General features: G+C 51.4%; 20 protein-coding genes, 1 pseudogene and 3 other annotated features. Of the genes and pseudogenes, 2 read left to right on the plus strand and 19 right to left on the minus strand.

What is annotated here, in order from left to right; translation table 11 throughout:
* Nucleotides 1-31: 31 nt before the first annotated feature.
* The 19 genes and pseudogenes from TCARDRAFT_RS09935 to TCARDRAFT_RS10025 all read right to left on the minus strand — a co-directional run bounded on the left by TCARDRAFT_RS09935 (nucleotide 32) and on the right by TCARDRAFT_RS10025 (nucleotide 18,232).
* The gene (locus tag TCARDRAFT_RS09935) at nucleotides 32-706 is read right to left on the minus strand and encodes a B3/B4 domain-containing protein (RefSeq protein ID WP_007289856.1); all 675 of its coding nucleotides are present in this window, start codon (nucleotides 704-706) and stop codon (nucleotides 32-34) included.
* Between the two features lie 83 nt (nucleotides 707-789).
* On the minus strand, nucleotides 790-1,260 hold the full coding sequence (gene ybaK / locus TCARDRAFT_RS09940) for a Cys-tRNA(Pro) deacylase (RefSeq protein ID WP_007289857.1): 471 nt from the start codon (nucleotides 1,258-1,260) through the stop codon (nucleotides 790-792).
* Nucleotides 1,261-1,272: 12 nt separating this feature from the next.
* A complete protein-coding gene (locus TCARDRAFT_RS09945; protein WP_007289858.1) occupies nucleotides 1,273-2,343 on the minus strand; it encodes a DUF362 domain-containing protein in 1,071 nt (356 codons plus the stop codon).
* Nucleotides 2,344-2,459: 116 nt separating this feature from the next.
* Nucleotides 2,460-2,723, minus strand: a complete 264-nt coding sequence (locus tag TCARDRAFT_RS09950; protein WP_007289859.1) for a hypothetical protein — start codon at nucleotides 2,721-2,723, stop codon at nucleotides 2,460-2,462.
* 37 nt (nucleotides 2,724-2,760) lie between these two features.
* Nucleotides 2,761-4,098, minus strand: coding sequence for a 3-phosphoshikimate 1-carboxyvinyltransferase (gene aroA, locus TCARDRAFT_RS09955; protein ID WP_007289860.1), 1,338 nt, complete (start codon nucleotides 4,096-4,098; stop codon nucleotides 2,761-2,763).
* A gap of 22 nt (nucleotides 4,099-4,120) precedes the next feature.
* Nucleotides 4,121-4,912 carry an ABC transporter permease gene (locus TCARDRAFT_RS09960; RefSeq protein WP_007289861.1) on the minus strand — a complete coding sequence of 264 codons (792 nt, stop codon included), beginning with the start codon at nucleotides 4,910-4,912 and terminating at the stop codon, nucleotides 4,121-4,123.
* On the minus strand, nucleotides 4,909-5,694 hold the full coding sequence (locus tag TCARDRAFT_RS09965) for an ABC transporter ATP-binding protein (RefSeq protein ID WP_007289862.1): 786 nt from the start codon (nucleotides 5,692-5,694) through the stop codon (nucleotides 4,909-4,911). The genes TCARDRAFT_RS09960 and TCARDRAFT_RS09965 overlap by 4 nt, the downstream gene beginning before the upstream one ends.
* 28 nt (nucleotides 5,695-5,722) lie before the next feature.
* A complete protein-coding gene (locus TCARDRAFT_RS09970) occupies nucleotides 5,723-6,751 on the minus strand; it encodes an ABC transporter substrate-binding protein (protein ID WP_007289863.1) in 1,029 nt (342 codons plus the stop codon).
* 35 nt (nucleotides 6,752-6,786) lie between these two features.
* Entirely contained in the window at nucleotides 6,787-7,677 is an 891-nt protein-coding gene (locus TCARDRAFT_RS09975) for a prephenate dehydrogenase (protein ID WP_007289864.1), read from the minus strand.
* Nucleotides 7,674-8,689, minus strand: a pseudogene (gene aroF / locus TCARDRAFT_RS09980) (3-deoxy-7-phosphoheptulonate synthase). The gene TCARDRAFT_RS09975 and the pseudogene aroF overlap by 4 nt, the downstream one beginning before the upstream one ends.
* Nucleotides 8,690-8,742: 53 nt before the next feature.
* Nucleotides 8,743-9,007, minus strand: a binding site (T-box leader).
* Between the two features lie 53 nt (nucleotides 9,008-9,060).
* Complete coding sequence (gene pheA / locus TCARDRAFT_RS09985; RefSeq protein ID WP_007289867.1) at nucleotides 9,061-9,918, minus strand: prephenate dehydratase; 858 nt, start codon at nucleotides 9,916-9,918, stop codon at nucleotides 9,061-9,063.
* Between the two features lie 46 nt (nucleotides 9,919-9,964).
* Nucleotides 9,965-10,221 (minus strand) — a binding site (T-box leader).
* Between the two features lie 79 nt (nucleotides 10,222-10,300).
* Nucleotides 10,301-10,870 (minus strand): anthranilate synthase component II, encoded by a 570-nt coding sequence (locus TCARDRAFT_RS09990; protein ID WP_007289868.1) that lies wholly within the window; start codon nucleotides 10,868-10,870, stop codon nucleotides 10,301-10,303.
* On the minus strand, nucleotides 10,851-12,341 hold the full coding sequence (gene trpE / locus TCARDRAFT_RS09995; protein ID WP_040683309.1) for an anthranilate synthase component I: 1,491 nt from the start codon (nucleotides 12,339-12,341) through the stop codon (nucleotides 10,851-10,853). The genes TCARDRAFT_RS09990 and trpE overlap by 20 nt, the downstream gene beginning before the upstream one ends.
* Nucleotides 12,322-13,137, minus strand: coding sequence for a tryptophan synthase subunit alpha (trpA, locus tag TCARDRAFT_RS10000; protein WP_007289870.1), 816 nt, complete (start codon nucleotides 13,135-13,137; stop codon nucleotides 12,322-12,324). Before trpA ends, trpE begins: the two co-directional genes overlap by 20 nt.
* On the minus strand, nucleotides 13,125-14,318 hold the full coding sequence (trpB, locus tag TCARDRAFT_RS10005) for a tryptophan synthase subunit beta (protein ID WP_007289871.1): 1,194 nt from the start codon (nucleotides 14,316-14,318) through the stop codon (nucleotides 13,125-13,127). Before trpB ends, trpA begins: the two co-directional genes overlap by 13 nt.
* Entirely contained in the window at nucleotides 14,308-15,102 is a 795-nt protein-coding gene (gene trpC, locus TCARDRAFT_RS10010; protein WP_040683310.1) for an indole-3-glycerol phosphate synthase TrpC, read from the minus strand. Before trpC ends, trpB begins: the two co-directional genes overlap by 11 nt.
* The gene (locus TCARDRAFT_RS10015; RefSeq protein ID WP_408643051.1) at nucleotides 15,080-15,724 is read right to left on the minus strand and encodes a phosphoribosylanthranilate isomerase; all 645 of its coding nucleotides are present in this window, start codon (nucleotides 15,722-15,724) and stop codon (nucleotides 15,080-15,082) included. Before TCARDRAFT_RS10015 ends, trpC begins: the two co-directional genes overlap by 23 nt.
* On the minus strand, nucleotides 15,712-16,740 hold the full coding sequence (trpD, locus tag TCARDRAFT_RS10020; RefSeq protein ID WP_007289874.1) for an anthranilate phosphoribosyltransferase: 1,029 nt from the start codon (nucleotides 16,738-16,740) through the stop codon (nucleotides 15,712-15,714). Before trpD ends, TCARDRAFT_RS10015 begins: the two co-directional genes overlap by 13 nt.
* 187 nt (nucleotides 16,741-16,927) lie before the next feature.
* Nucleotides 16,928-17,188 (minus strand) — a binding site (T-box leader).
* Nucleotides 17,189-17,272: 84 nt separating this feature from the next.
* On the minus strand, nucleotides 17,273-18,232 hold the full coding sequence (locus TCARDRAFT_RS10025; RefSeq protein ID WP_007289875.1) for a threo-3-hydroxy-L-aspartate ammonia-lyase: 960 nt from the start codon (nucleotides 18,230-18,232) through the stop codon (nucleotides 17,273-17,275).
* A 186-nt stretch (nucleotides 18,233-18,418) separates the two neighbouring features.
* Between TCARDRAFT_RS10025 and nadE the strand changes: the two genes are divergently transcribed.
* The gene (nadE, locus tag TCARDRAFT_RS10030; protein WP_007289876.1) at nucleotides 18,419-20,323 is read left to right on the plus strand and encodes an NAD(+) synthase; all 1,905 of its coding nucleotides are present in this window, start codon (nucleotides 18,419-18,421) and stop codon (nucleotides 20,321-20,323) included.
* A gap of 6 nt (nucleotides 20,324-20,329) precedes the next feature.
* The gene (locus TCARDRAFT_RS10035; RefSeq protein ID WP_007289877.1) at nucleotides 20,330-21,229 is read left to right on the plus strand and encodes a radical SAM protein; all 900 of its coding nucleotides are present in this window, start codon (nucleotides 20,330-20,332) and stop codon (nucleotides 21,227-21,229) included.
* The last annotated feature ends 21 nt before the right edge of the window (nucleotides 21,230-21,250 follow it).

A 21,250-nucleotide genomic window follows, 5' to 3' on the forward strand; every position in this document is an offset into this window, starting at 1 on the left:
AATAACGCTCCTTTCCCAAAAAGCCTACCACTTAAGCAGGACGGACAACCGTCTTGCATGCGATAACACCACCGTTATACCGCGTGAGCATATCGGCGGTGAAATCAAGGATTTCGGTTAATTCCCTATCAAACACCTCTTCGTCAGCGTAAACGACACACAATAAGTTGCGTGTCGCCAGGGTTACGGCCGTACGCCGCGCATCGGCCGTAGGATTGCCAAAAACGCCAACGTCATCGGTGAGAAAGGGCTTGCCTTCTGTCGATAGAACGCCGCCCGAAATATTTACATAAGTTCCAGTATCGGCGATACGGAAAACAATATCTCCCTGGATGCAGTCTAAATCGTAGATTCCAAACGGCAGCAAAAATTTGATGGAGCAGTAGTTGTTTACATCAACGGCGCTGTTGACGAAATAGACCCCTTTGTTCTGAAGCACCCGGCGCACTAGCGCCTCAGAAGCCGGACGATAACGGAGCGGGTCGAAATGCAGTTTTTTATACATACTGCGCACCGCCATGATCCGCGGCATAGTGGGTAGAATATCAAGGTTATAAGTCTTGGCAACCTGGGCCTGCAATTCGTTGAACTCTTGTACTAACGCCGGCGGCGTCCCCCGGACGTTGGCATTTTCAACAATAATGCAGCCCAGCCGGCAGCCGGGCATTACCTGGCGGATGTTTTCGTGGATGAAAATCTTCTTCACGCTAGCCTCCCTCTCCCCACAGTATTTCAACCATAGTCTAATTTACATTACACTGTTTTACCCACACTCTGTAGGCGGCCTAACTACCAGCGCGCTATGGCGCAGAATGTGGCCTGCACCGCCCTGGCCAAATCGTGGGGAGCAAGGATAATCAGGCAGCCCCGCACGCCAGCACTGAGCGAAACTCGTTCCCACTGCCGGGCACTTTCGTCGAGAAATACCGGGTATTTCTTCTTTGTTCCCAACGGCGACACGCCACCGCGAATATAGCCGGTAAGCGGCTGCACCTCTTTGAGGGGGACGAGCTCCACCCGCTTGTTGCCGCTGACGGCAGCTAAGGCCTTAAGGTCCAGTTCGGCGGCGCCAGGTACGCAAGCGAGGAGCACCCCGGTCTTATCCCCTCGCGCCACCAGTGTTTTAAAAACCTGCTGGGGCGGCAGGCCCAGCTTCGCCGCCACCGCCTCAGCGCTTAAATCGGCTTCATCCACCTCGTACTTCCGCAATTCATAACTAATCTTAAGCGATTCCAAAATACGCGCCGCATTAGTTTTCAAACTTCCTCGCCCCTATAGCGTAATAAGCTCGTAGTCCAATGAGCCCATACCAATCTTGGCGGCATGTTCAATTTGAATCCTGGCATTATGGTGTTTATAGGCCATCTCGGCTAACGTCTGTCCATTTGCCTTGGCCGTCAAATCCAACGTGGCCACATCAATCGCCACCGGGTCAGCGGAAGCAAGAATACCAATATCAGGAATAAATTTAGTCTGATTAACGTTAAAGCAGTCACAGTCTTTGGTCATATTAATCATGACATTAAAGAAAAAGCATTTGCCCTGTTTCTCCTTAACTACACCATAAGCATGTTCCGCCATACTGCGCTGCATAAATCCTGATTCTGCGCCCCAGTCGTACTTTACGGCGTCAAAGCGGCAAACAGCCAAGCATTCGCCGCAGCCGATACATTTTTCAGTCATTATATACGCTTTGCCATCTTTTTCAATGATCGCTTCCTGCGGGCACCACTTTAAACATTTTTGACAAAAGCGGCAATTATCAGTGAGCACTTCCGGAAGCATGGCCGAGTGCTGGCGCATCTTGCCCATCCGGCTGGCAAGCCCCATCCCCAGATTTTTAATGCATGCCCCCAGCCCGGCGGCAGGATGGCCGGTAGGATGCGAAACAACCAGCATGGCGTCGGCGCTCATAATTTCGCGCGCCACTTTCACCGTCTTGTGTAGTTCACCGTTAATAGTGACTTCGTATTCCGTATTTCCTGTCAGCCCGTCAGCCATGATGAAAGGGGCGCCGACATTATCAATACCAAACCCGTGGCGGTGGGCATGGAGAAGGTGTTTTACGGCATTTTCCCGCTCGCCCTTATATAAAGTAGAGGTTTCGGTCAAAAAGGGTAGTGCCCCTTTCGCCTTGACTTTTTCCACCAGCTCCCGCACCAATTCGGGCTTGACATGAGTTGTATTCTTCTTTTCCCCTACATGCAACTTAATTGCCACAAAATCTTTTGGGCCAAATACCTCGTCGGCGCCGGAAGCTTCGTAAATTTTCCGCATCGCCGCAGCCTGCTCAGCCACCGAAACGCCATCAGGCAATGGCAAAAAATACACTTTCGCGCTCATTTTATCACTTCCTCTATAATCTCCTTAAATTTTTCATCATTTTTTCACAGTATATAATTGTTTCCTAGATTTGTCAACGGCGTCTCCTTTAAATAGAAAGAGGGCGCCGCAGCCCCCTAAAAGTCCAATCTCATGCTCTTCACTTTGACGTGCGGCACGTCGGTCAACTCTTTTTCCAATTCGCTGACGGGAATGTTGTCGCCGCAAAGCTGCAGTAAAATCAGACCGGTATTGGTACAGTCATCTAAAGCCGCGTCGTGCAAACCGAGACGCACGCGGATGTAGCAACCATAACGGGTCAGAATATCCTGCACCTTAAGCGCTGTTTCGGTCCGGTTTTCCTGCAGAATGGCCATAATGACAGAACAATTGCCGAGCATGCCACCCCCCCCCCTTTCTGAATTTATCTTTTCTATGTTAGCCATAATTTTTGTATTCTATGCATTTGTCGCTCTCTCCTGTCCGGGCTATGTTAGCGCCTAGGGTAGAGATAAGGGCGGCAAAACCGGGGAAAGACACATCTATGCATTCAGCGTTACCGATTACGGTGTCACCGTTGGCCATCAGTCCGGCAATCGCAAAGGCCATGGCGATTCGATGGTCGCCCTGGCTGTCTATGACCGCCCCCTTAAGCGGTCGGCCACCCTGAACCCTTAGTCCATCAGGCAAAGCCACCGCGTCTCCGCCCATTTGTCGAAGGCCGTTAACAATAGCCGCAATGCGATCCGACTCCTTAACCTTTAGCTCCGCAGCGTCACGGATGGTGGTGGTTCCCTCGGCAAAAGCGGCGGCAACGGCGATGACCGGGATCTCGTCAATCAGGCGGGGAATAATTGGCCCGGCGATGGTAATGCCGCGCAGACGACTATGGCGAACACGCACATCAGCTACAGGCTCACCGCACTCGTCCCGTAAGTTTTCAATATTAATATCGCCACCCATGGCCTTTAATACATCAATGACCCCTGTTCGGGTAGGATTGACGCCGACATTGCGGATAATTACTTCTGAACCGGGAACAATTAGCGCCGCTGCCATAAGAAAGGCCGCCGACGAAATGTCGCCGGGTACAACTACATGCCGGCCGGTTAAACCAGACGCCGGTCGGACCTGAACCGACAGCCCTTCGCGCCGGATGTCGACGCCAAAATAGGCCAGCATACGTTCTGTATGGTCGCGGGAAACAGCCGGTTCCGTAACTGTCGTCGCACTTTGGGCGTATAAACCGGCGAGCAACAATGCCGATTTGACCTGGGCGCTGGCTACAGGCGTAGAGTAGTCGATACCTGATAATCCATTGACAGGATATACGGATAAAGGTGCAAAGTTTCCGTCGCCTTCTCCGTCAATGCGCGCCCCCATCGCCCGCAGGGGGACAACTACCCGCCCCATGGGGCGGCGGCAAATAGACTCATCCCCGGTTATAACGGTTCGAAACGGTTGGGCAGCGAGAATACCCAGCAAAAGCCGGATGGTGGTGCCGGAGTTACCTACATATAACACCTCCTGCGGTGCCCGCAGCCCCCGTAAGCCAACGCCTTCTACTTCTACCCGGCTCCCCGTCTGGCAGATGTTAACACCTAGTTTACGGAAGCAATCAATTGTCGCCAGGCAATCCTTCCCCGGCAAAAAACCGTCGATTGTTGTGATTCCTTCGGCCAAAGCGCCAAGCATAACTGCCCGGTGGGAAATGGATTTATCGCCAGGTACCGTCACGGTTCCCTGAAGCCCGTGATTACATTTCAAGACAATCATTTTCTTTCATTCTCCCAATAACTTAGTTTTTCCAGGTAATAATCCGCCGCTCTATCCATTCGAGCGAAGAATTAAAAATAACGCCAAGCAACGATAATGTCAACACCCCTACCATAAGCTTGGTTGTAAGCATAAGGTCACCGTAGCGCAAAATTAGTGCACCGATGCCTTCTTTGGCAGCAATCATCTCGGCCGCAACCAATAATAACAGCGATGTTCCGGCAGCCATTTTTAGTCCGGCAAAAATGGCCGGCAATGCCGCCGGTAAGATCACTTTTGCGATGATGTGGGACCGGGTAGCCTTAAAGCTGATAGCTACCTTAATTAACAAGGGATCAACATTTTTTACGCCGGAATAAGTGTTGATAACTACCGGAAAAAAGACACCCAGGCTTATAATTGTCACTTTTGATAATTCCCCGATGCCTAGCCAAAGAATAATGAGGGGCAAAAGAGCTATTTTCGGAATGGGATAAACGGCATAAATTAGCGGAATACCTACCGCTTCGGCTAATTTTGAAAAGCCTGTTGCCAAGCCCATCAAAATTCCCAGCGAGCTACCAAGCAAAAAACCAAGAAGAATACGGCTTAAACTTGCCTGACTATTATCCAGCAGTTCGCCGCTAATAATCATATCCCAACCGGTTCGTATAATTACGGTTGGCGCAGGCAGATAAAGCTCCGAAATTAAACCACTTCGGCTGATTAGCTCCCATAAAACCAAAGCCGTTAGGATGGCTGCGCCAGCTGCCCAACGCGGCATTTGTTGTTCCATGAACGCCAAACGGTTCGTTATTTCACGCCGGTATGTCACTCCTTATTCCCCTCCCGTAGCGCATCCTCGGCGTCTTTGCGAATCAGCTGCCAGATTTGCTCAACATAACCATTAAACTGGGTAATATATTCATCTTGGTCCCGGCCAAATTTCGGCAAGTCAATCGAAATAATACTAATAACGCGACCAGGACGCCGCGATAAAACTACGACCCGGTCAGCCAAATATACTGCTTCCTGAATATTATGCGTTACATAGAGAGTGCTAAGTCGCCGCTTTCCCCAAATTCTTAGCAGCTCTTCCTGCATTAACATTCTTGATTGGGCATCCAAAGCCGAAAAGGGTTCATCCATCAATAACAGGTCAGGTTGAATAGCTAATGCCCGCGCTATTCCTACCCGTTGACGCATCCCGCCGGATAACTGGTGCGGAAAAGCAGTTTCAAATCCTGCTAATCCAACCAACGAGACATAATAATCAACTCTTTCCCTTTGTTCCTGCTTGGATAGCCCCATTTCCTCTAATCCGAAGGCTATATTCTGGCTAACGGTACGCCAGGGAAACAGCCCCACGTCTTGAAACACTATGCCGACTACCGGATCACGGTTGGCTTTAAGTCCCTCAACGTAAATCTTGCCGCTAGTAGGACTTAGCAAGCCGCCAACCATATTCAACAGCGTTGATTTACCGCACCCGCTGGGCCCTACTAGCACAATAAACTCTTCATCATGAACGGTAAGGTTAATATCCGCAAGCGCACAAAGCTGCCTGCCGTAACGTCCCGGATACGTCTTGCTTACCTGCTCAATAACTACTTTCATAAATTGTCCTCCTCGGCTCGGTCACCCACTATTTGACCTGCCGCAGGGCTTCTTCCCACAAAGCGGTATTTACTATTTGCGAAGAAACGATTGGTTTATCTATCATCTGATGTTTTGCATACCAAGTAATTTGCGTCTGAATATCATCGCTCAATAATTTACCATCACGGTCAATATAAGGCAGACCTGCTTTGATATCGGCCGCAGGCGCTCCCGTGTATTTCGCAATAATATTGATAACTTCATCATAATTGCCGCCGGCAGCCGGTTTGCCCTCTTTTTGCGCTAATACGGCGTCGTAATAATACCTGGTTGCCTTGATATACCCTTTTAAAAAGCGGATTGCCGTGTCTTTATCTTTTACAAAATCGGGTGAAAAAAAGATAGCTGACGTTTGATATTCCATCACATCCCCGACAGAGACCAAGACCTTGCCGTAACCGGCGGAAACCACTTTGCTAATATTAGGCTCATTTAATATTACGGCATCTACCTGCTTACTCTGCAATCCAGCCATCAGGGCGCTGACCTTGGCCAACGGAACGATCTGCACATCATTGAGCGATAATCCGTTTGCTTCTAACAATCGACCGATCATGTAATGGAAAGTAGACCCTGCTTGGGTAATCCCGATACGTTTCCCTTTCAAGTCCGCTATGTTTCGTGCACCCTGTTCCCAGAGTTCGGTAGTAACAACTACGGCCGACGATGAATATCCTTTTTGTTCCCGGCCTTTATCGGCTACCAGGGATAACTGCTGCCCACTGGCTACCATATTAAACAGGCTGGCAGTAATACCTGTCGCGCCAATATCCACTTTGTTGGAAGCCGTAGCCACAGCAATAGGCTGAGCGGCGTCAAACCACTGAACTTCCAATTCTATACCTTCGTCTTTGAAAAAGCCTTTCTCAATTCCGATGAAAATCGGAGCCGAACTAGTCAGTTTAAGCGCGGCAATGCTCACTTTTTTCTTGGCGGGAGCCTGACCGCAACCGGTTAATAATAAGAATATTGCCAATATACATAGCAAGAAAACCTGTATCTTTTTATTTTTCATCGTTTCTCCTCCCCAATTCCGGCCTGTAAAATTACTTACTCATCCGCCATCTTCACAGGCTGGTATTTGCTATGAACCAAAGCCTCGCGCATCTCCCTGGCTTGGGAAAGAAATGCCGCTAATCCGGAAACATCGTTTTCTTCGAGATTTTGGGTAACCCGTTGCAGCACTTCTTGCAATTGTTTTAAGGAGTTAATGATCTGCGTTCGGTTCGAAAAGCAAATATCGACCCATAACGCGGGATTGGATGCGGCAATGCGGGTCATATCACGAAATCCACCGGCCGCTAGCGACAGACTTAAATGGGAGTGTTTGCCACTGCCCGCCAAATTTACCAGCGCGGCGGCCATAATATGCGGGATATGGCTGATTTGCGCGACCACCATATCGTGCAGTTCCCCGTCCATCACGACCGGAATAGCGCCTATGGCGGTAATAATTTGCCGCAATCTGGCCATGGCCTCATCGCTTGCCTTTTCCGGTTGGGTAAGGATATAGGGCCTGCCAACAAAAAGTTCGGCATGAGCGGCAGTGAAACCGCTTTTTTCCGAACCGGCCATGGGGTGACCGCCGATGTAGGTAACTTCCCGCGGCATAAGACCCGGTACCGTGGCTAATAGGCAGCCTTTGGCGCTGGCTACGTCCGTAATGACCGCCCCTGGCTTAAAATAAGGTGCCGCCTCAGCTATTGCGGCCGGAATATGGCTGACCGGCAAACAAAAAATTACGACATCGGCGCCGTTAACTGCCTCATGAATTTTTGTTTCCGCCCGGTCAACCGCGCCTGCCTGAAGCGCCTGCTTTAGTGTATCAGCCGAAATATCACAGCCGCATACGCTATGATTAGTATACTTTTTTAGAGCCAGCGCCAATGAACCGCCAATCAACCCTAGTCCAACAACGGCGACAACCAATCTGCCGTTCATGCTGAATGCCTCCGCAAAAAGGCCGCCAGCTCTCGTACATCTTCCATAAGGGCGGCAAAATTCGCCGGATTTAACGACTGCGGCCCGTCGCTCAGCGCCTCGGCCGGATTGGGATGGACCTCAATGAGTAAACCGTCCGCTCCCGCCGCCACAGCTGCCATGGCCATCGGTCGCACCAAGCGCCATTTGCCGGTACCGTGGCTGGGATCAACAATGACCGGCAAGTGGCTTAAGTGTTTAATAGCGCCAACGGCACTAAGATCTAAGGTGTTGCGGGTATATTCCTCAAAAGTGCGAATACCGCGCTCACACAGTATGACATTGTAATTGCCTTCGTTTAAAATATACTCGGCGGCATGGAGCCACTCGGCGATAGTGGCGGCAATCCCCCTTTTGAGAAGTACAGGTTTGCCGCATCGCCCTACTGCTTTTAGCAGATGAAAGTTCTGCATGTTGCGGGCGCCAATTTGGAGAATATCGGCATAGGCCGCCACCAGCTCCACCGATGCTGCATCCATTACTTCGGTGACAATTTTCAGGCCTGTTGCCTCGCGGGCTTCCGCCAAATACTGCAGTCCTTGTTCTTCCAAGCCCTGAAAGGCGTAGGGAGATGTACGGGGTTTAAAAGCCCCACCGCGTAAAATTGCGCGCCGGCGGCGCGGACAATTTCTGCCGTTTCCAAAAGCTGCTCCCGGCTCTCAACGGCACAGGGCCCAGCCATTACAACCAGTGAACCGTCACCGATCTTGACTCCGTTGATATCAATGATCGTATCTTCGGGCTTAAACTCCCGGCTGACCAATTTATAACTGGCGGTGATAGGCACCGCCTTTTCCACGCCGTCAAAGGCCTCAACAGGCAGCGAAGCAATTTTCTTTTTGTCGCCGATAATACCAATAATGGTACGATACTGCCCCTTGGAAAGGTGCGTTTTAAGCCCCGCCTCATGAATTCGGTCGATAACCTGCTGCACTTGTTCCTCGGTTGCCTCAGGATTCATAACGATTACCATACTACCATCCTCCTAAAAACGTTATAAGTTGAAAATGCAAAAAATCTCGCCCCCTTAGGGACGAGATTTTACTCCCGCGGTACCACCCTGCTTGTATTGCTACCACTCGTCAGATACGGGAAGCACCTATTTGCTTCCGATATCCTATCCGGGTAACGGCGGCAGCCGGCACGGCCTACTTTCGCGGGGTAATACTCGTCCCCTAATTTCGGCCTACAACTCAGAGGTGTATTTCACTGCACGCATCCTCCGGTTTCCACCTACCACCGGCTCTCTGGGCGACACTATGCAGCTACTTCTCCTCATCATCGTCTTTACTGGTATTTTTTATTTATCATACCAGGGCCGAAATACTTTTGTCAATCGTTTTTTTATACAGCATACACAGGATAGGAGCCTAAGTTTTTAAACCACAGGCTTTTAAGCTTCACCGCACTAACCGCGGCGTGAACATTGTCATCATCAATATCGCCATCAATATCAAGAAAAAAGATGTAAACACCTAAACCGGTACGGGCGGGGCGGGACTCAATCTTGGTAAGGTTGACATTTCTCCGGGCAAACTCTTGCAAAACATCACATAGGCTGCCTGGGCGCTCGCCATTAATTTGGCATACTACCGACGTTTTGCGGCGCCCGCTTCGCACATCTGCCGGTCGCTGTGCGAGCACGATAAAACGTGTATAATTATTAGGATTATCCTGAATATCTGCTGCTACTGTCTCCAATCCGTAAATCTCACCAGCCCGGAGGCTGGCTATGGCGGCATGGTTTTTCGCTCCGCTGGCGACAAGATAGGCCGCCTCTGCCGTGCTCTCGACAGGTTTCAGCTCTACACCCGGATAAAAACGGGCGAGATAATGCCGGCACTGGGCCAGCGCCTGAGGGTGAGAAACAACTACGTTGATGTGCTTGGTACCGGCTTTAACCAGTAAGTTGTGCTTAACAGGCCATACCATTTCTCTTGTAATAAAAAGGTTAACATCGTGAGCTAACGTATCCAGCGTAATATTAACAGATCCCTCAAGCGAATTCTCAACCGGTACCAAGCATTCCATGACTTCACCGGTTTCTACGGCTCTAATAGCTGCATCAATACTGGCAAAAGGTATAAATCGTCCTTTTTCTCCTCTGTAAAGGCAAAGCGCCACTTCTTCACTGTGCGTGCCACGCGGGCCAAGATAGCCTACAATACGTTCCGCCATAAACTCGGTACTGACCAGAGCCATTGTATTCCCTCCCGTTTTTGATAAATAAAATAAAAAGCTCTCATCCGTAAAGGACGAGAGCTGCTCTCGCGGTACCACCTTTGTTATTCGCCTAACGGCGAATCACTTTGCAGAGTACGGGCACTAAGCCGATACCCCCCTTCCAATAACGGCGAAGGTCTCCGACGCCACCTACCATCCCTCCTGGGATTTCAGCACGCAACTCCGAGGCGAACTTCGGCATATTCCCTGTACCGGTTCTCATCCTTCCCGGCTCTCTGTAACAAAGGCAGTATGCGTACTCTTCCTCTTCATCGTTGTTAAACTATCCAATTTTATTGTTATTACTATAGCATATGCCTTTGCCACAATCAAGTACCTATATATTTATTTTTCAGTATATTTATTTCAGTGGTGACAAAAAATTTTCTAAAAGTTTTATCCCTTCCGGCGTCAATATTGATTCCGGATGAAATTGCAGCCCTTCAACTGGAAAATGCCGGTGTCTCAGACCCATGATGAGGCCATCTGGGGTAGTAGCAGTCACTTCCAGACACGAAGGCAATTCTTGGTGATCGACCACTAATGAATGATAACGTCCGGCACTAAAAGGATTGGATAAGCCCTGATAAATACCTGAACCGGAATGCCGGATAAGTGAAATCTTACCATGTACCGGTTCAGGCGCCCGGACCACCCGTCCGCCGAAAACCTCACCGATTACCTGGTGCCCCAGACATACACCTAAAATAGGTATTTCTCCCGCAAAGCGGGCAACAACGGCTTTGCTGATGCCGGCGTCAGCAGGTGCACCAGGCCCGGGCGATATTATGATAGCCTTATAGCCGGCGGCCTCAATTTCATCTAATGTAGTTTGGTCATTGCGGACAACGCGTACCTTATACCCTAAATCAGCCACGTACTGATAAAGATTGTAAGTAAAGGAATCATAATTATCGATAATTAACACCATGATTCCCAGCCTCCGCTATTACTTGAAATAAAGCTTGCGCCTTATGCAGCACTTCCTGAAATTCTTTTTCCGGAACCGAATCGGCGACTATGCCGGCCCCGGTCTGAATGACGATTTCATCACCGTCAATCGCCATCGTACGGATCGCAATGCACGTATCCATATTGCCGCGAAAATCCAGATAGCCTACAGCGCCCGCGTAGATACCCCGCCTATCAGTTTCCAGTTCATTGATAATTTCCATTGCCCGTACTTTCGGCGCGCCGCTCACCGTCCCCGCCGGGAAACAAGCGGCTAAAACATCCAGTGCCGAAAACTGCGGGTCAAGGCGGCCGGAAACCTCGGAAACCAAGTGCATGACATGGGAAAACTTCTCCACTTGCATCAGGCGCTCAACCCTCACTGTTCCCGGCAAACTGACGCGGCCGACATCATTACGGCCAAGGTCAACTAACATGGCATGCTCGGCCCGTTCTTTAATATCGGCTAATAAATCAGCGGCAAGGCAATCATCCTCTGCAGCGTCTTTTCCCCGCGGTCGCGTACCGGCGATAGGACAGGTCAACACACGGTCACCTTCCAGCTTGACAAGCCTTTCCGGCGAAGCACCGATAAGCTGGTGGTTACCAAAATTGACATAAAACATATAAGGGGACGGGTTAACCTGACGCAACCGGCGGTACAAGGCAAACGGCTGGGTGTTGAGTTTTACGCGGAAAGGCTGGGACAGGACCACCTGAAAAATATCACCGGCTGCAATATACTCTTTAGCCTTTCGTACTCCGGCCATAAACTGCTGTTTTATTTGTTCGCTAATATTCACCTTGCCCGGCTCAGCGGCACAATTACCGGCGGCCTCTGAAACTTTCACTTGCTGCTGTATTCTGCGCCAGAGGTCACGCAACTGGTCTACGGCCTGGTCGTATTTACGACCGACGTCGGCAGAAGAATCTAGTCGAACTAAATAGACCAGGGTGGTACAATGGGTAAGGTGATCCACAATGGCTAACACCTGGCAAAATAAAAGCTCGGCTAATATCATATCCTCCGGGATGGTTTGCCCTCGTATCCGTTCCCAAGTTGCGGCAATCTCATAAGCAAAGTAGCCGACGGCGCCGCCGATAAAGGGCGGTAAGCCCGACAAAGCAGGGTACGAAAAACTGTTAAGAAAATTACGCAGCGCCAACATTGGCCGATCGTTAACCCGCACTGTTTCTTGTTCTACCGTAATTTCAGAGTATAGATGATAAGCACGAAAATGAGCGAAAGGCAAAGCCCCGATAAACGAATAGCGGCCAAAAGTTTTACCGTTCTCAGCACTTTCTAAGATAAACCCTACATCATCCCCCAAAATCTTATAGTACAGCGAAACCGGCGTCTCCATGTCGGTTGCCAGCCTAGTATAAACAGGCACTATATTATGGGTCTGCGCCAAGCGACAAAATTCAGCTTTAGCGGGAAACACCTGCATCAGGCTGCTCACTCCTTTGATCGAGGGCCAGCCGGACAGACTCGGTAAAAGCCCTGGCCGCATCCACGCCCTTGTCTATAAGCTGCTGCATAATGGCACTGCCGATAATAACAGCATCAGCATAATCGGCGGCTTCACGCGCTGCCTGGGGACTGCCAATGCCAAAACCAATCGCCACCGGCAATGAAGTATACTGACGCACATTATTAATCAGAGAACCGATTTGGCTGTAATCTACCTGGCGTACGCCGGTAACGCCGGTAGCGGAAATGCAATACAAAAACCCGGCCGCCTTGTGGCAGATGGTGACGGCCCGCTCCGGGGCGGTAGTGGGGGCAATAAACTGAATTAGAGCAAGCCCGGCTTCCCGGCAATAGTTTTCTAACAGGGCCGACTCTTCAACCGGCAAATCAGGTACAATAAGACCGTCTAACCCTGCCTGGGCAAACGAACGGACGAATTTTTCCACGCCAAACTGCAGCACCGTGTTAATATAGGTCATGACTACCAAGGGAATAGCCGATTTTTGCCGGATCTGCCTGACCAGTTCCAGTACTTTGCCGGTAGTCGCTCCGCCTTGGAGCGCCAAGGACGCCGCCTTTTGAATTACAGGGCCGTCAGCCATTGGATCGGAAAAGGGAATCCCGATTTCAATGATATTGGCCCCAGCCGCTTCCACTGCCTGCACGGCTTCTAAAGTAGCTGCGAAATCAGGGCAGCCAGCGGTTAAATAGACAATTAGCCCTTTACGACCTTGGGCTTTCAGCTGGCAAAACACTTCGTTCAAACGTGACATGCCAATCCCCCCAGTATATTTGCTGCCATCTGGACATCTTTATCCCCGCGGCCAGACAAGCAAACGACCACGATATCATCCGGATTTGTCGCCGGCATCAGCTCATCTAAAAACGCTAGGGCATGAGCACTTTCCAGAGCAGGTATGATGCCTTCCAGCTTAGCCAGGCGCTGAAAAGCGGCTAAGGCCGCTTCATCAGTAACGGCGGTATAGGTAACTATCCCTTCGTCTTTAAAAAAGGCGTGTTCCGGACCGACACCGGGATAATCAAGTCCGGCGGACACGGAATAGGCCGGAATAACTTGCCCGTCATCATCCTGCAGCAGGTAGCTCAAGGCGCCGTGCAACACGCCCGGCCGGCCCTGCGTAAGCGATGCGGCGTGCTGCCCGGTGGCCAACCCTTTGCCCGCCGCTTCAACACCGATTTTTTTAACCTCCGGTTGGTCATGGAAGGGATAAAAAATTCCCATCGCGTTACTCCCGCCGCCTACGCAGGCAATCAGATAACTTGGCTGGCGCCCCGCCATTTTAACCATTTGCTCCTTTACTTCTTCGCCAATAACGGCCTGAAAATCCCGGACAAGCATCGGGTAAGGATGGGGGCCGACAACCGAGCCGATGATGTAATGGGTGTCGCGCACATTAGTCACCCAATCGCGGATGGCTTCGCTGGTGGCGTCTTTTAACGTGCCCGTGCCGCTGGTCACCGGCACAACCTCGGCGCCTAACAGCCGCATGCGGAACACATTAAGAGCCTGGCGCTCCATATCTTCCTCGCCCATATACACCCGGCACTTTAGCCCAAACAGGGCGGCAACCGTCGCGGTTGCCACACCGTGCTGGCCGGCGCCGGTTTCGGCGATAATCCGTCCTTTGCCCATGCGCCGCGCTAGTAAAGCCTGGCCGATCGCATTATTAATTTTGTGAGCCCCGGTATGCAGCAAATCTTCCCGTTTTAGATAAATTTTGCCGCGGCCATAGTAGGCCGTAAGATTTTCCGCAAAATACAATCGTGTCGGCCTCCCGGCATATTGGCCGAGATAAAACGCCAGTTCCTGCTGAAAGGCAGCATCGTCTTTTAACTTTAAGTAGTAATTCTCAAGTTCGATTAAGGCCGGCATGACAGTCTCAGGTACAAACCGGCCGCCATATCGACCATAGCGCCCATTTTTATCCGGCATGGTATCTCCCTCCATTTTGGGTATTTGCTAAAGCTAATTCTCGTGTTTTCGCGGCAATATTCTCCGCTTTGACCAACCCTTCACCGACCAATATGCCCTGAACCCCGGCCGCTTTTAGGCGTAAGGCGTCTTCTCCCGTCTTCACGCCGCTTTCACTGATAATGATCCGGCGCTTGTCACAGTGGGGCAGAAGGGAAAAAGTCGTCATAAGGTCAACGGTAAATGTCTTCAAATTACGGTTATTAATGCCCACAAGTAAAGCCGGTGTCTGCTGTACCCGGTTTAGTTCGACCTCGTTATGCACTTCTACCAGACAATCCAAACCGATCCCATGCGCCACCGTTAAAAACTCCTCGAGCTCGCCATCTGACAGAATCCCGGCGATTAATAGCACGGCATCGGCCCCGACAGCCCTAGCTTCATAAATTTGGTACACGTCAACGATGAAATCCTTGCGAAGGATTGGCAGCTCCGTGACGGCCCGCACCGCTTCTATATCCGCTAAAGCGCCGCAAAAATGACTGTCTGTAAGTACAGAGAGCGCAGTTGCGCCATGGGCGGTATAAATTTTGGCTAGTTCGGGCACGGAATATTGGGTACATAACCGTCCTTTCGCCGGCGAAGCTAATTTGCATTCAGCGATAAGCGACCAGGCAGATTGTTTCAATGCCGTACGCAACGCGAAATTGCCCGGTTTTATATCCTGAAGCAAACTTGGCAATGGTCGTCTCTGTTTAGCTGTTTTTACTTCCTGATATTTCTTAGCTAAAATGGTTTTCAGCATTGCCCCCACCCCTTTGCGCCGCCCGTACGGCTTGAATGAACCGGTAAATTTTTTCACTATCCTTTGTTCCGTTTGTTTCAACCCCACCGGATACATCAACCCCGTCCGGACTCAGTATGCGAATGGCTTCCCCCACATTTTCCGGTGTAAGGCCGCCGGCCACCATCACGCGGTTTTTTAGCCGCCAGCGTAAAGTTTGCGCATCATTCCAGGCAAAAGCCACTCCCGTTCCGCCGTACTGGCCCGGAACCAAACTGTCAAGCAGCACCCAATCAACGTCATAAGCCTCTATATCGGCAATATCGAAGCCGCTCCCGATCCTTACCGCTTTAATGACAGGATGTTTTACCGCACGACAATACTCCGGCGTTTCGTCACCATGCAGCTGGACAAAATCTAACTGACACTGGCCGGCAATCTCCTGCACCTCCGCCAGCGGCGCATTGACAAACACCCCGACCTTCCCGATTCCCTTAACTGCCCTGGCTATTTTTTGCGCCGCGTTTAGCTCAATCCGGCGCCGGCTATCGGCAAAGACGAACCCCAGCAAATCGGCGCCGCTTTCTTTGGCGGCCTGAGCAGCCGCAAGTGATGTTATGCCGCAGATTTTTATGATAATAATAACTCCTCCCGTTGACTAAATTCTTTTAACTCTTCCAGCTTCGCTAAGGCGGCGCCGCTATCGATGCTGGCGGCGGCAATGGCTAAGCCGTCTTTTAAGTTGGGCGCCATATCGGCAACCATCAAAGCTGCTGCCGCATTAAGAAGCACAATATCCCGTTTAGGACCGCGCTGACCCTGAAGAATGGCCAAGGTAATCGCCGCATTTTTTTCCGGCGAACCTCCTTGATACGCTTCTGAATTAGCGGGAGTAAAGCCATACTCGAGGGGATCAATGACATATGACCTTATCTCGCCGTGGTTTACCTCCGCTATCTGGGTAGGCGCCGCTGTCGATATTTCGTCCATGCCGTCAAAGCTGTGCACCACCATTGCCCGCTGTACGCCAAGCCCAACCAATGCCTCGGCAACCTTTTCCGTTAGCGACCGCTCATAGACGCCAACCAACTGGCAGGTAGCGTTAGCCGGATTAGTTAGTGGCCCCAGCAGGTTGAAAACCGTTCGGAACCCTAAATCCTGGCGCGGCTTGGCGGCATATTTCATGGCCTGATGAAACAACGGGGCATACAAGAAGCCAACCTTAACTTCATCAAGGGCTCTGACAACCGCTTGCGCTGGCAAATTGACGTTAATACCTAAAGCGGTGAGCACATCGGCACTGCCACAGGAGCTGGAAACGCCGCGGTTGCCGTGCTTGGCGACCGTAAGACCGGCGCCGGCCAAGACAAAGGCTACGGTTGTTGATATGTTAAAAGTCCCTTTTTTGTCTCCCCCAGTACCACAAGTATCGATTACTTGTTTACTGCTGCACTGGATTCTGATGGCATGATTTCGCATCGTTTCGGCAAAACCGGTCACTTCGTCACTTGTTTCGCCTTTGATCCGCAAAGCGGTAAGAAAGGCGCCGATCTGGGCTTCACTCGCCTGGCCGGACATGATAATATGCATTGCCTGTTTGGCTTCCTCCCGGCCAAGATTTTGGCCGCTGACTACTTGAGCGAGAAATTCTTTTAACATTGCCATCCTCCTCACTGTATAAAAATAAAAACCATTTCACCCGTAAGGGGCGAAATGGTTCGCGGTACCACCCTTATTCAGAAAACATAATGTTCTCCCTTTTCAGGCACGGGAACCAAATCCGATACCCTAGCCTGCTAACAGTGGCAACCGACTCGGCCTACGAAAAATAAAAACCATTTCACCCGTAAGGGGCGAAATGGTTCGCGGTACCACCCTTATTCGGAAAACATAATGTTCTCCCTTTTTTCAGGTACGGGAACAAAATCCGATACCCTAGCCTGTTAACGGTGGCAACCGGCCCGGCCTACTTGCCTGTGCGTTCGGGGGGCAGCTCGCGGGTCCATTCAACATGGGCTTTGGGCCGGTCATCACACCTCCGGTTGCCCGGTCACCGGCTCGCTGCGCCAAAGCTTGCATGCCTACTCTTCCCGTTCACAGCTTTTAACAATTCAATTTTAATTAAATCTTAAAACGCGTTGTTCATGTTGTCAAGAGTTTTTTTAAAAATCTATTCTATAGTGTAATGGTGTCAAGCGTTTTGAATTGTGGCGAACAGTTCACCGGCCTGACGGACATCGACATTGCCGCCACTGATGATGACGCCCACCCGCTTGCCTTCGATCGGAAGCTTACAGTGCATTAACGGCGCGAGGCTAACGGCACCAGAGGGCTCGACGACAATTTTGAGGCGCGTCCATAAAAATTCCATTGTCCTAATAATTTCTTCTTCAGTCACCGTCACCATATCGTCGACGTATTGCCGTATCAGCGGAAAAGTAATTTTCCCCAGACTGGCCGTCCGCAAACCGTCGGCAATGGTAGGCGGATTATGCACACTTTGCAGCTCGCCGGTTTTAAACGACCGGGTAGCATCGTCGGCCAAGGCGGGCTCAACACCAATAACCTGACAGCGGGGAAGCAGATGCTTAGCTGCCACAGCACACCCGCTTAATAGACCGCCGCCGCCAACCTGAACAAAAAGGTAATCGAGGCTCAGCACCTCTTCAATGAGTTCTTTGGCCACCGTGCCTTGTCCGGCGATAACATCGTAATGGTCAAACGGAGGAATAAGGGTATAACCGTGCTCACGAATGAGCTTTTCAGCCACTTCTTCCCGCGAAACGGCAGCACGGTCGTAAGTAATGATGGCGGCGCCATAGTCTTTCGCAGCCGCCAGTTTAACGGCCGGCGCGTCGGCAGGCACGATGACGGTAGCTTTCACTCCCAGGAGCTTGCTGGCCAGCGCTACCGCCTGGGCATGGTTACCGGACGAATAAGTAATCACCCCTTTTTCCCGCTGCGCCGCCGACAAAGAGCTGATAGCGTTGTAGGCCCCGCGAAATTTGAACGCGCCCATACGTTGAAAATTTTCACACTTTAAAAAGACCATGTTGCCTGTCCGTTCGTCCAACAAACGGGAAGTCAGCACCGGAGTTTTGTGAGCGACACCGGCCAACCGGCTGGCGGCAGCCGCAATTTGTTCATACATGGAATAGTTCCTCCTTTGGGTTTTGATAGAGGACATTGAAAGAAAACAGAGAATTGGTATATAGTTCTTTTTCCATGCCTGACGGAATTTTCCTGTTTAAATTGACACAATCCGTTCAGAATTATTAGAAATAATCGGTTAGCTGCCTCGACCGGGCAGCCTAAAACGGCCCATGAGGTGAAAACGTTGCTACGAATTGCAATGGCCCAAATGGAGGTCATTCCCGGAAGACCGGACATCAATACTAAAACCATGCTGCGGATGATAAACGAGGCGCGTCAACAACGAGCCGACCTGGTAATATTTCCGGAAATGGCTATTCCCGGTTACCTGCTCGGCGACACTTGGGAGCAGCCGGCATTTTTACGTGACTGCGACTACTATGGACGTAAAATTATCGCCGCCTCCGACGGCATCTGCGTCGTATTTGGCAATGTCGCCGTCGATTGGGACAAGCGGGGCGACGACGGGCGGGTCCGCAAATACAATGCGTGTTTTGTGGCGCAGAACGGCGCACTGCTCGGTGGCGAAAACTTCCCCTATCCCTTCCGCATCAAGACGTTACACCCCAATTATCGCGAGTTTGATGACACCCGCCATTTTTTCAGCCTACGCAAGCTGGCCCTGGAACTAGGCGTTACGGCTGAAGAACTGCTGCAGCCCGTGACCGCTTGGGTGAACGGTCGCCCCCTGCGTCTGGGATGCCTGCTTTGCGAGGACGGCTGGAGCGATGATTATTTTACCAAGCCTATTGAGATTCTGCGGCAAAAGGAAAGGCTGGACGCACTTATTAATATTTCCAGCTCACCTTTCACTCTTGGCAAAAACAACAAGCGCAACCGGGTATTCTCCAAACAAGCCGCTGATAGCCGCATCCCCTTGATTTATGTAAATAACGTAGGCCTTCAGAACAATGGCAAGACGGTTTATACTTTCGACGGATTCAGCACCGCCTACAATTGCCGGGGCGAAATCATCGCCTATTGTCCGCCGTTCCAAGAGATGCTCCACTGTTTCGACCTGGATCTTGCAAACGGCGGGCTGCAGCAACCGCCGCTTGCCGTACCGGATGACAGCGGCATCGACAGCATCTACCAAGCTTTACGTTATGGCGTGGAAAAATTTCTGGCCGCTATTGGCATGAAGCGAGTCGTTATCGGCGTATCCGGCGGCATCGACTCGGCTGTTACCGCCGCCCTGTACACGCAGGTCCTTGGCCCTGACCGGGTGCTGCTCGTCAACATGCCCAGCCGGTATAACTCGCCGACGACCAAAAGTTTGGCCGCTGACCTGGCCCGCAATCTGGGCTGCTTATACACTGTTGTACCCATTCAGCAGTCGGTAGACCACACAGTAGATCAAATCAGCCGTACGCCCATTGTCAATTTGAGCGCCGGCGGCGAACAGACCCTGGAGGTTACGCCATTTATGACGGAAAACATCCAGGCCCGCGACCGCTCTTCCCGCGTCCTTGCCGGCCTGGCCGCCGCGTTTGGCGGCGGCTTTACCTGCAACGCCAATAAAAGCGAACTGACGGTTGGCTATTCCACATTATACGGCGACCAAGCGGGTTTTCTCGCCGCCCTGGCCGACCTCTGGAAACACCAGGTATATGCTCTGGGTCAATACCTTAACGATGAGGTATATAAACAGGACGTCATCCCTCGTAAAACCTTCGAACTTGTACCAAGCGCCGAGCTATCGGTCGAACAAGCAGTTGACGAAGGCAAAGGCGACCCGCTTATTTACCCGTATCATGATTACCTCTTCCGCGCCTTTATTGAACACTGGCACCGCGCTGCCCCTGAGGACATTCTGGAATGGTACCAGGCAGGCATACTGGAAGAAAAGCTTGGCTGCCAGCCCGGTCTTGTCAACCGCCTGTTTGCGACGCCGCAAGCGTTTATTGCCGACCTGGAACGTTGGTGGACGCTGTTCACCGGTATGGCCGTAGCCAAGCGCATCCAGGCGCCGCCCGTCCTCGCTGTCAGCCGCCGGGCCTACGGATTTGATTACCGTGAAGCCCAGAACGGGCCCTATTTTACGGCCCGCTATCGCCAGCTCAGGGCCGAATTGTTACAGGAAGGTTGATGACATATGTTCTTTGACTATTTCGATGATGCCGAAGGCATGGTTTTCCGCCCGCCTAGTGAAGCCAAAAGTCTAATCCTCCGGGTAACTATCGGGTGTTCGCACAATGCTTGCACCTTTTGCTCCATGTACCGCGACGTCCGCTTCCGCGCCCGTCCGCTTGAGGAAATAGCTGCCCTCATCACCAAAGCCGCCCGGTACTATCCGGATGTCCGGCGCGTCTTTCTCGCTGACGGCAACGCCCTGGTACTGGCAACGGACAAACTGCTGGCCATCATGAACATGCTGAAAAACGCCTTCCCCAAGCTGAGCCGTATCACCATTTATGGCGGTCCCCGCGATATTCTCCGCAAGACGCCGGAGGAACTTGCCGCCCTGCGGCAAGCCGGCCTGGCCATTATTTACCTCGGTATTGAAAGTGGCGACGACGCAGTATTGGCGAAAGTGAACAAAGGCGTCACTGCCGCTGAAATGGTTGCCGCCGGCCGTAAGGTCCTGGACGCCGGCATTAAGCTGTCTACCATGGTCATCCTCGGCCTGGGCGGCCGCGAACGGACAGAGGAGCATGCCCTCCACACCGCGGAAGTAGTCAGTGCTATTAATCCAACCATGCTCAGTGCTCTCACCCTAATGCTCCACAAGGGTACGCCACTGCGCCAGGCCGCCGAGCAAGGCGAGTTTCAGCCCCTTTCTCCTTATGAGTTTTTGGTTGAACTGCGCCAGATGTTAAAACATATCACCCTCAGCGAACCCTGCCTATTTCGCAGCAATCATGTCTCCAACCTGCTGCCGCTGGCCGGTACGCTGCCGCAGGATAAAGAACAGCTGCTTGCCGACATTGACGAAGTACTCACCCACTTCAAGGATAAACGAACTCCTACCTTCAATGATGAAGGCCCGTTCTGAAAAAATATCCCGGAACCTGTT

Origin of the sequence: Thermosinus carboxydivorans Nor1, from assembly GCF_000169155.1 — a bacterium.
Lineage (GTDB): Bacteria > Bacillota > Negativicutes > Sporomusales > Thermosinaceae > Thermosinus > Thermosinus carboxydivorans.

Bases quoted from the DNA above. Each gene is read 5' to 3' on its own strand.
- TCARDRAFT_RS09965 (WP_007289862.1), bottom strand. From the start codon at position 5,694: ATGAAAGTAGTTATTGAGCAGGTAAGCAAGACGTATCCGGGACGTTAC.
- aroA (WP_007289860.1), bottom strand. From the start codon at position 4,098: ATGATTGTCTTGAAATGTAATCACGGGCTTCAGGGAACCGTGACGGTA.
- TCARDRAFT_RS09945 (WP_007289858.1), bottom strand. From the start codon at position 2,343: ATGAGCGCGAAAGTGTATTTTTTGCCATTGCCTGATGGCGTTTCGGTG.
- TCARDRAFT_RS10025 (WP_007289875.1), bottom strand. From the start codon at position 18,232: ATGTATGAACAAATTGCGGCTGCCGCCAGCCGGTTGGCCGGTGTCGCT.
- pheA (WP_007289867.1), bottom strand. From the start codon at position 9,918: ATGGCTCTGGTCAGTACCGAGTTTATGGCGGAACGTATTGTAGGCTAT.
- TCARDRAFT_RS10035 (WP_007289877.1), top strand. From the start codon at position 20,330: ATGTTCTTTGACTATTTCGATGATGCCGAAGGCATGGTTTTCCGCCCG.
- trpA (WP_007289870.1), bottom strand. From the start codon at position 13,137: ATGTCACGTTTGAACGAAGTGTTTTGCCAGCTGAAAGCCCAAGGTCGT.
- trpE (WP_040683309.1), bottom strand. From the start codon at position 12,341: ATGCAGGTGTTTCCCGCTAAAGCTGAATTTTGTCGCTTGGCGCAGACC.
- TCARDRAFT_RS09950 (WP_007289859.1), bottom strand. From the start codon at position 2,723: ATGCTCGGCAATTGTTCTGTCATTATGGCCATTCTGCAGGAAAACCGG.
- TCARDRAFT_RS09990 (WP_007289868.1), bottom strand. From the start codon at position 10,870: ATGGTGTTAATTATCGATAATTATGATTCCTTTACTTACAATCTTTAT.
- trpC (WP_040683310.1), bottom strand. From the start codon at position 15,102: ATGCTGAAAACCATTTTAGCTAAGAAATATCAGGAAGTAAAAACAGCT.
- trpD (WP_007289874.1), bottom strand. From the start codon at position 16,740: ATGTTAAAAGAATTTCTCGCTCAAGTAGTCAGCGGCCAAAATCTTGGC.
- TCARDRAFT_RS09970 (WP_007289863.1), bottom strand. From the start codon at position 6,751: ATGAAAAATAAAAAGATACAGGTTTTCTTGCTATGTATATTGGCAATA.
- trpB (WP_007289871.1), bottom strand. From the start codon at position 14,318: ATGCCGGATAAAAATGGGCGCTATGGTCGATATGGCGGCCGGTTTGTA.
- TCARDRAFT_RS09975 (WP_007289864.1), bottom strand. From the start codon at position 7,677: ATGAACGGCAGATTGGTTGTCGCCGTTGTTGGACTAGGGTTGATTGGC.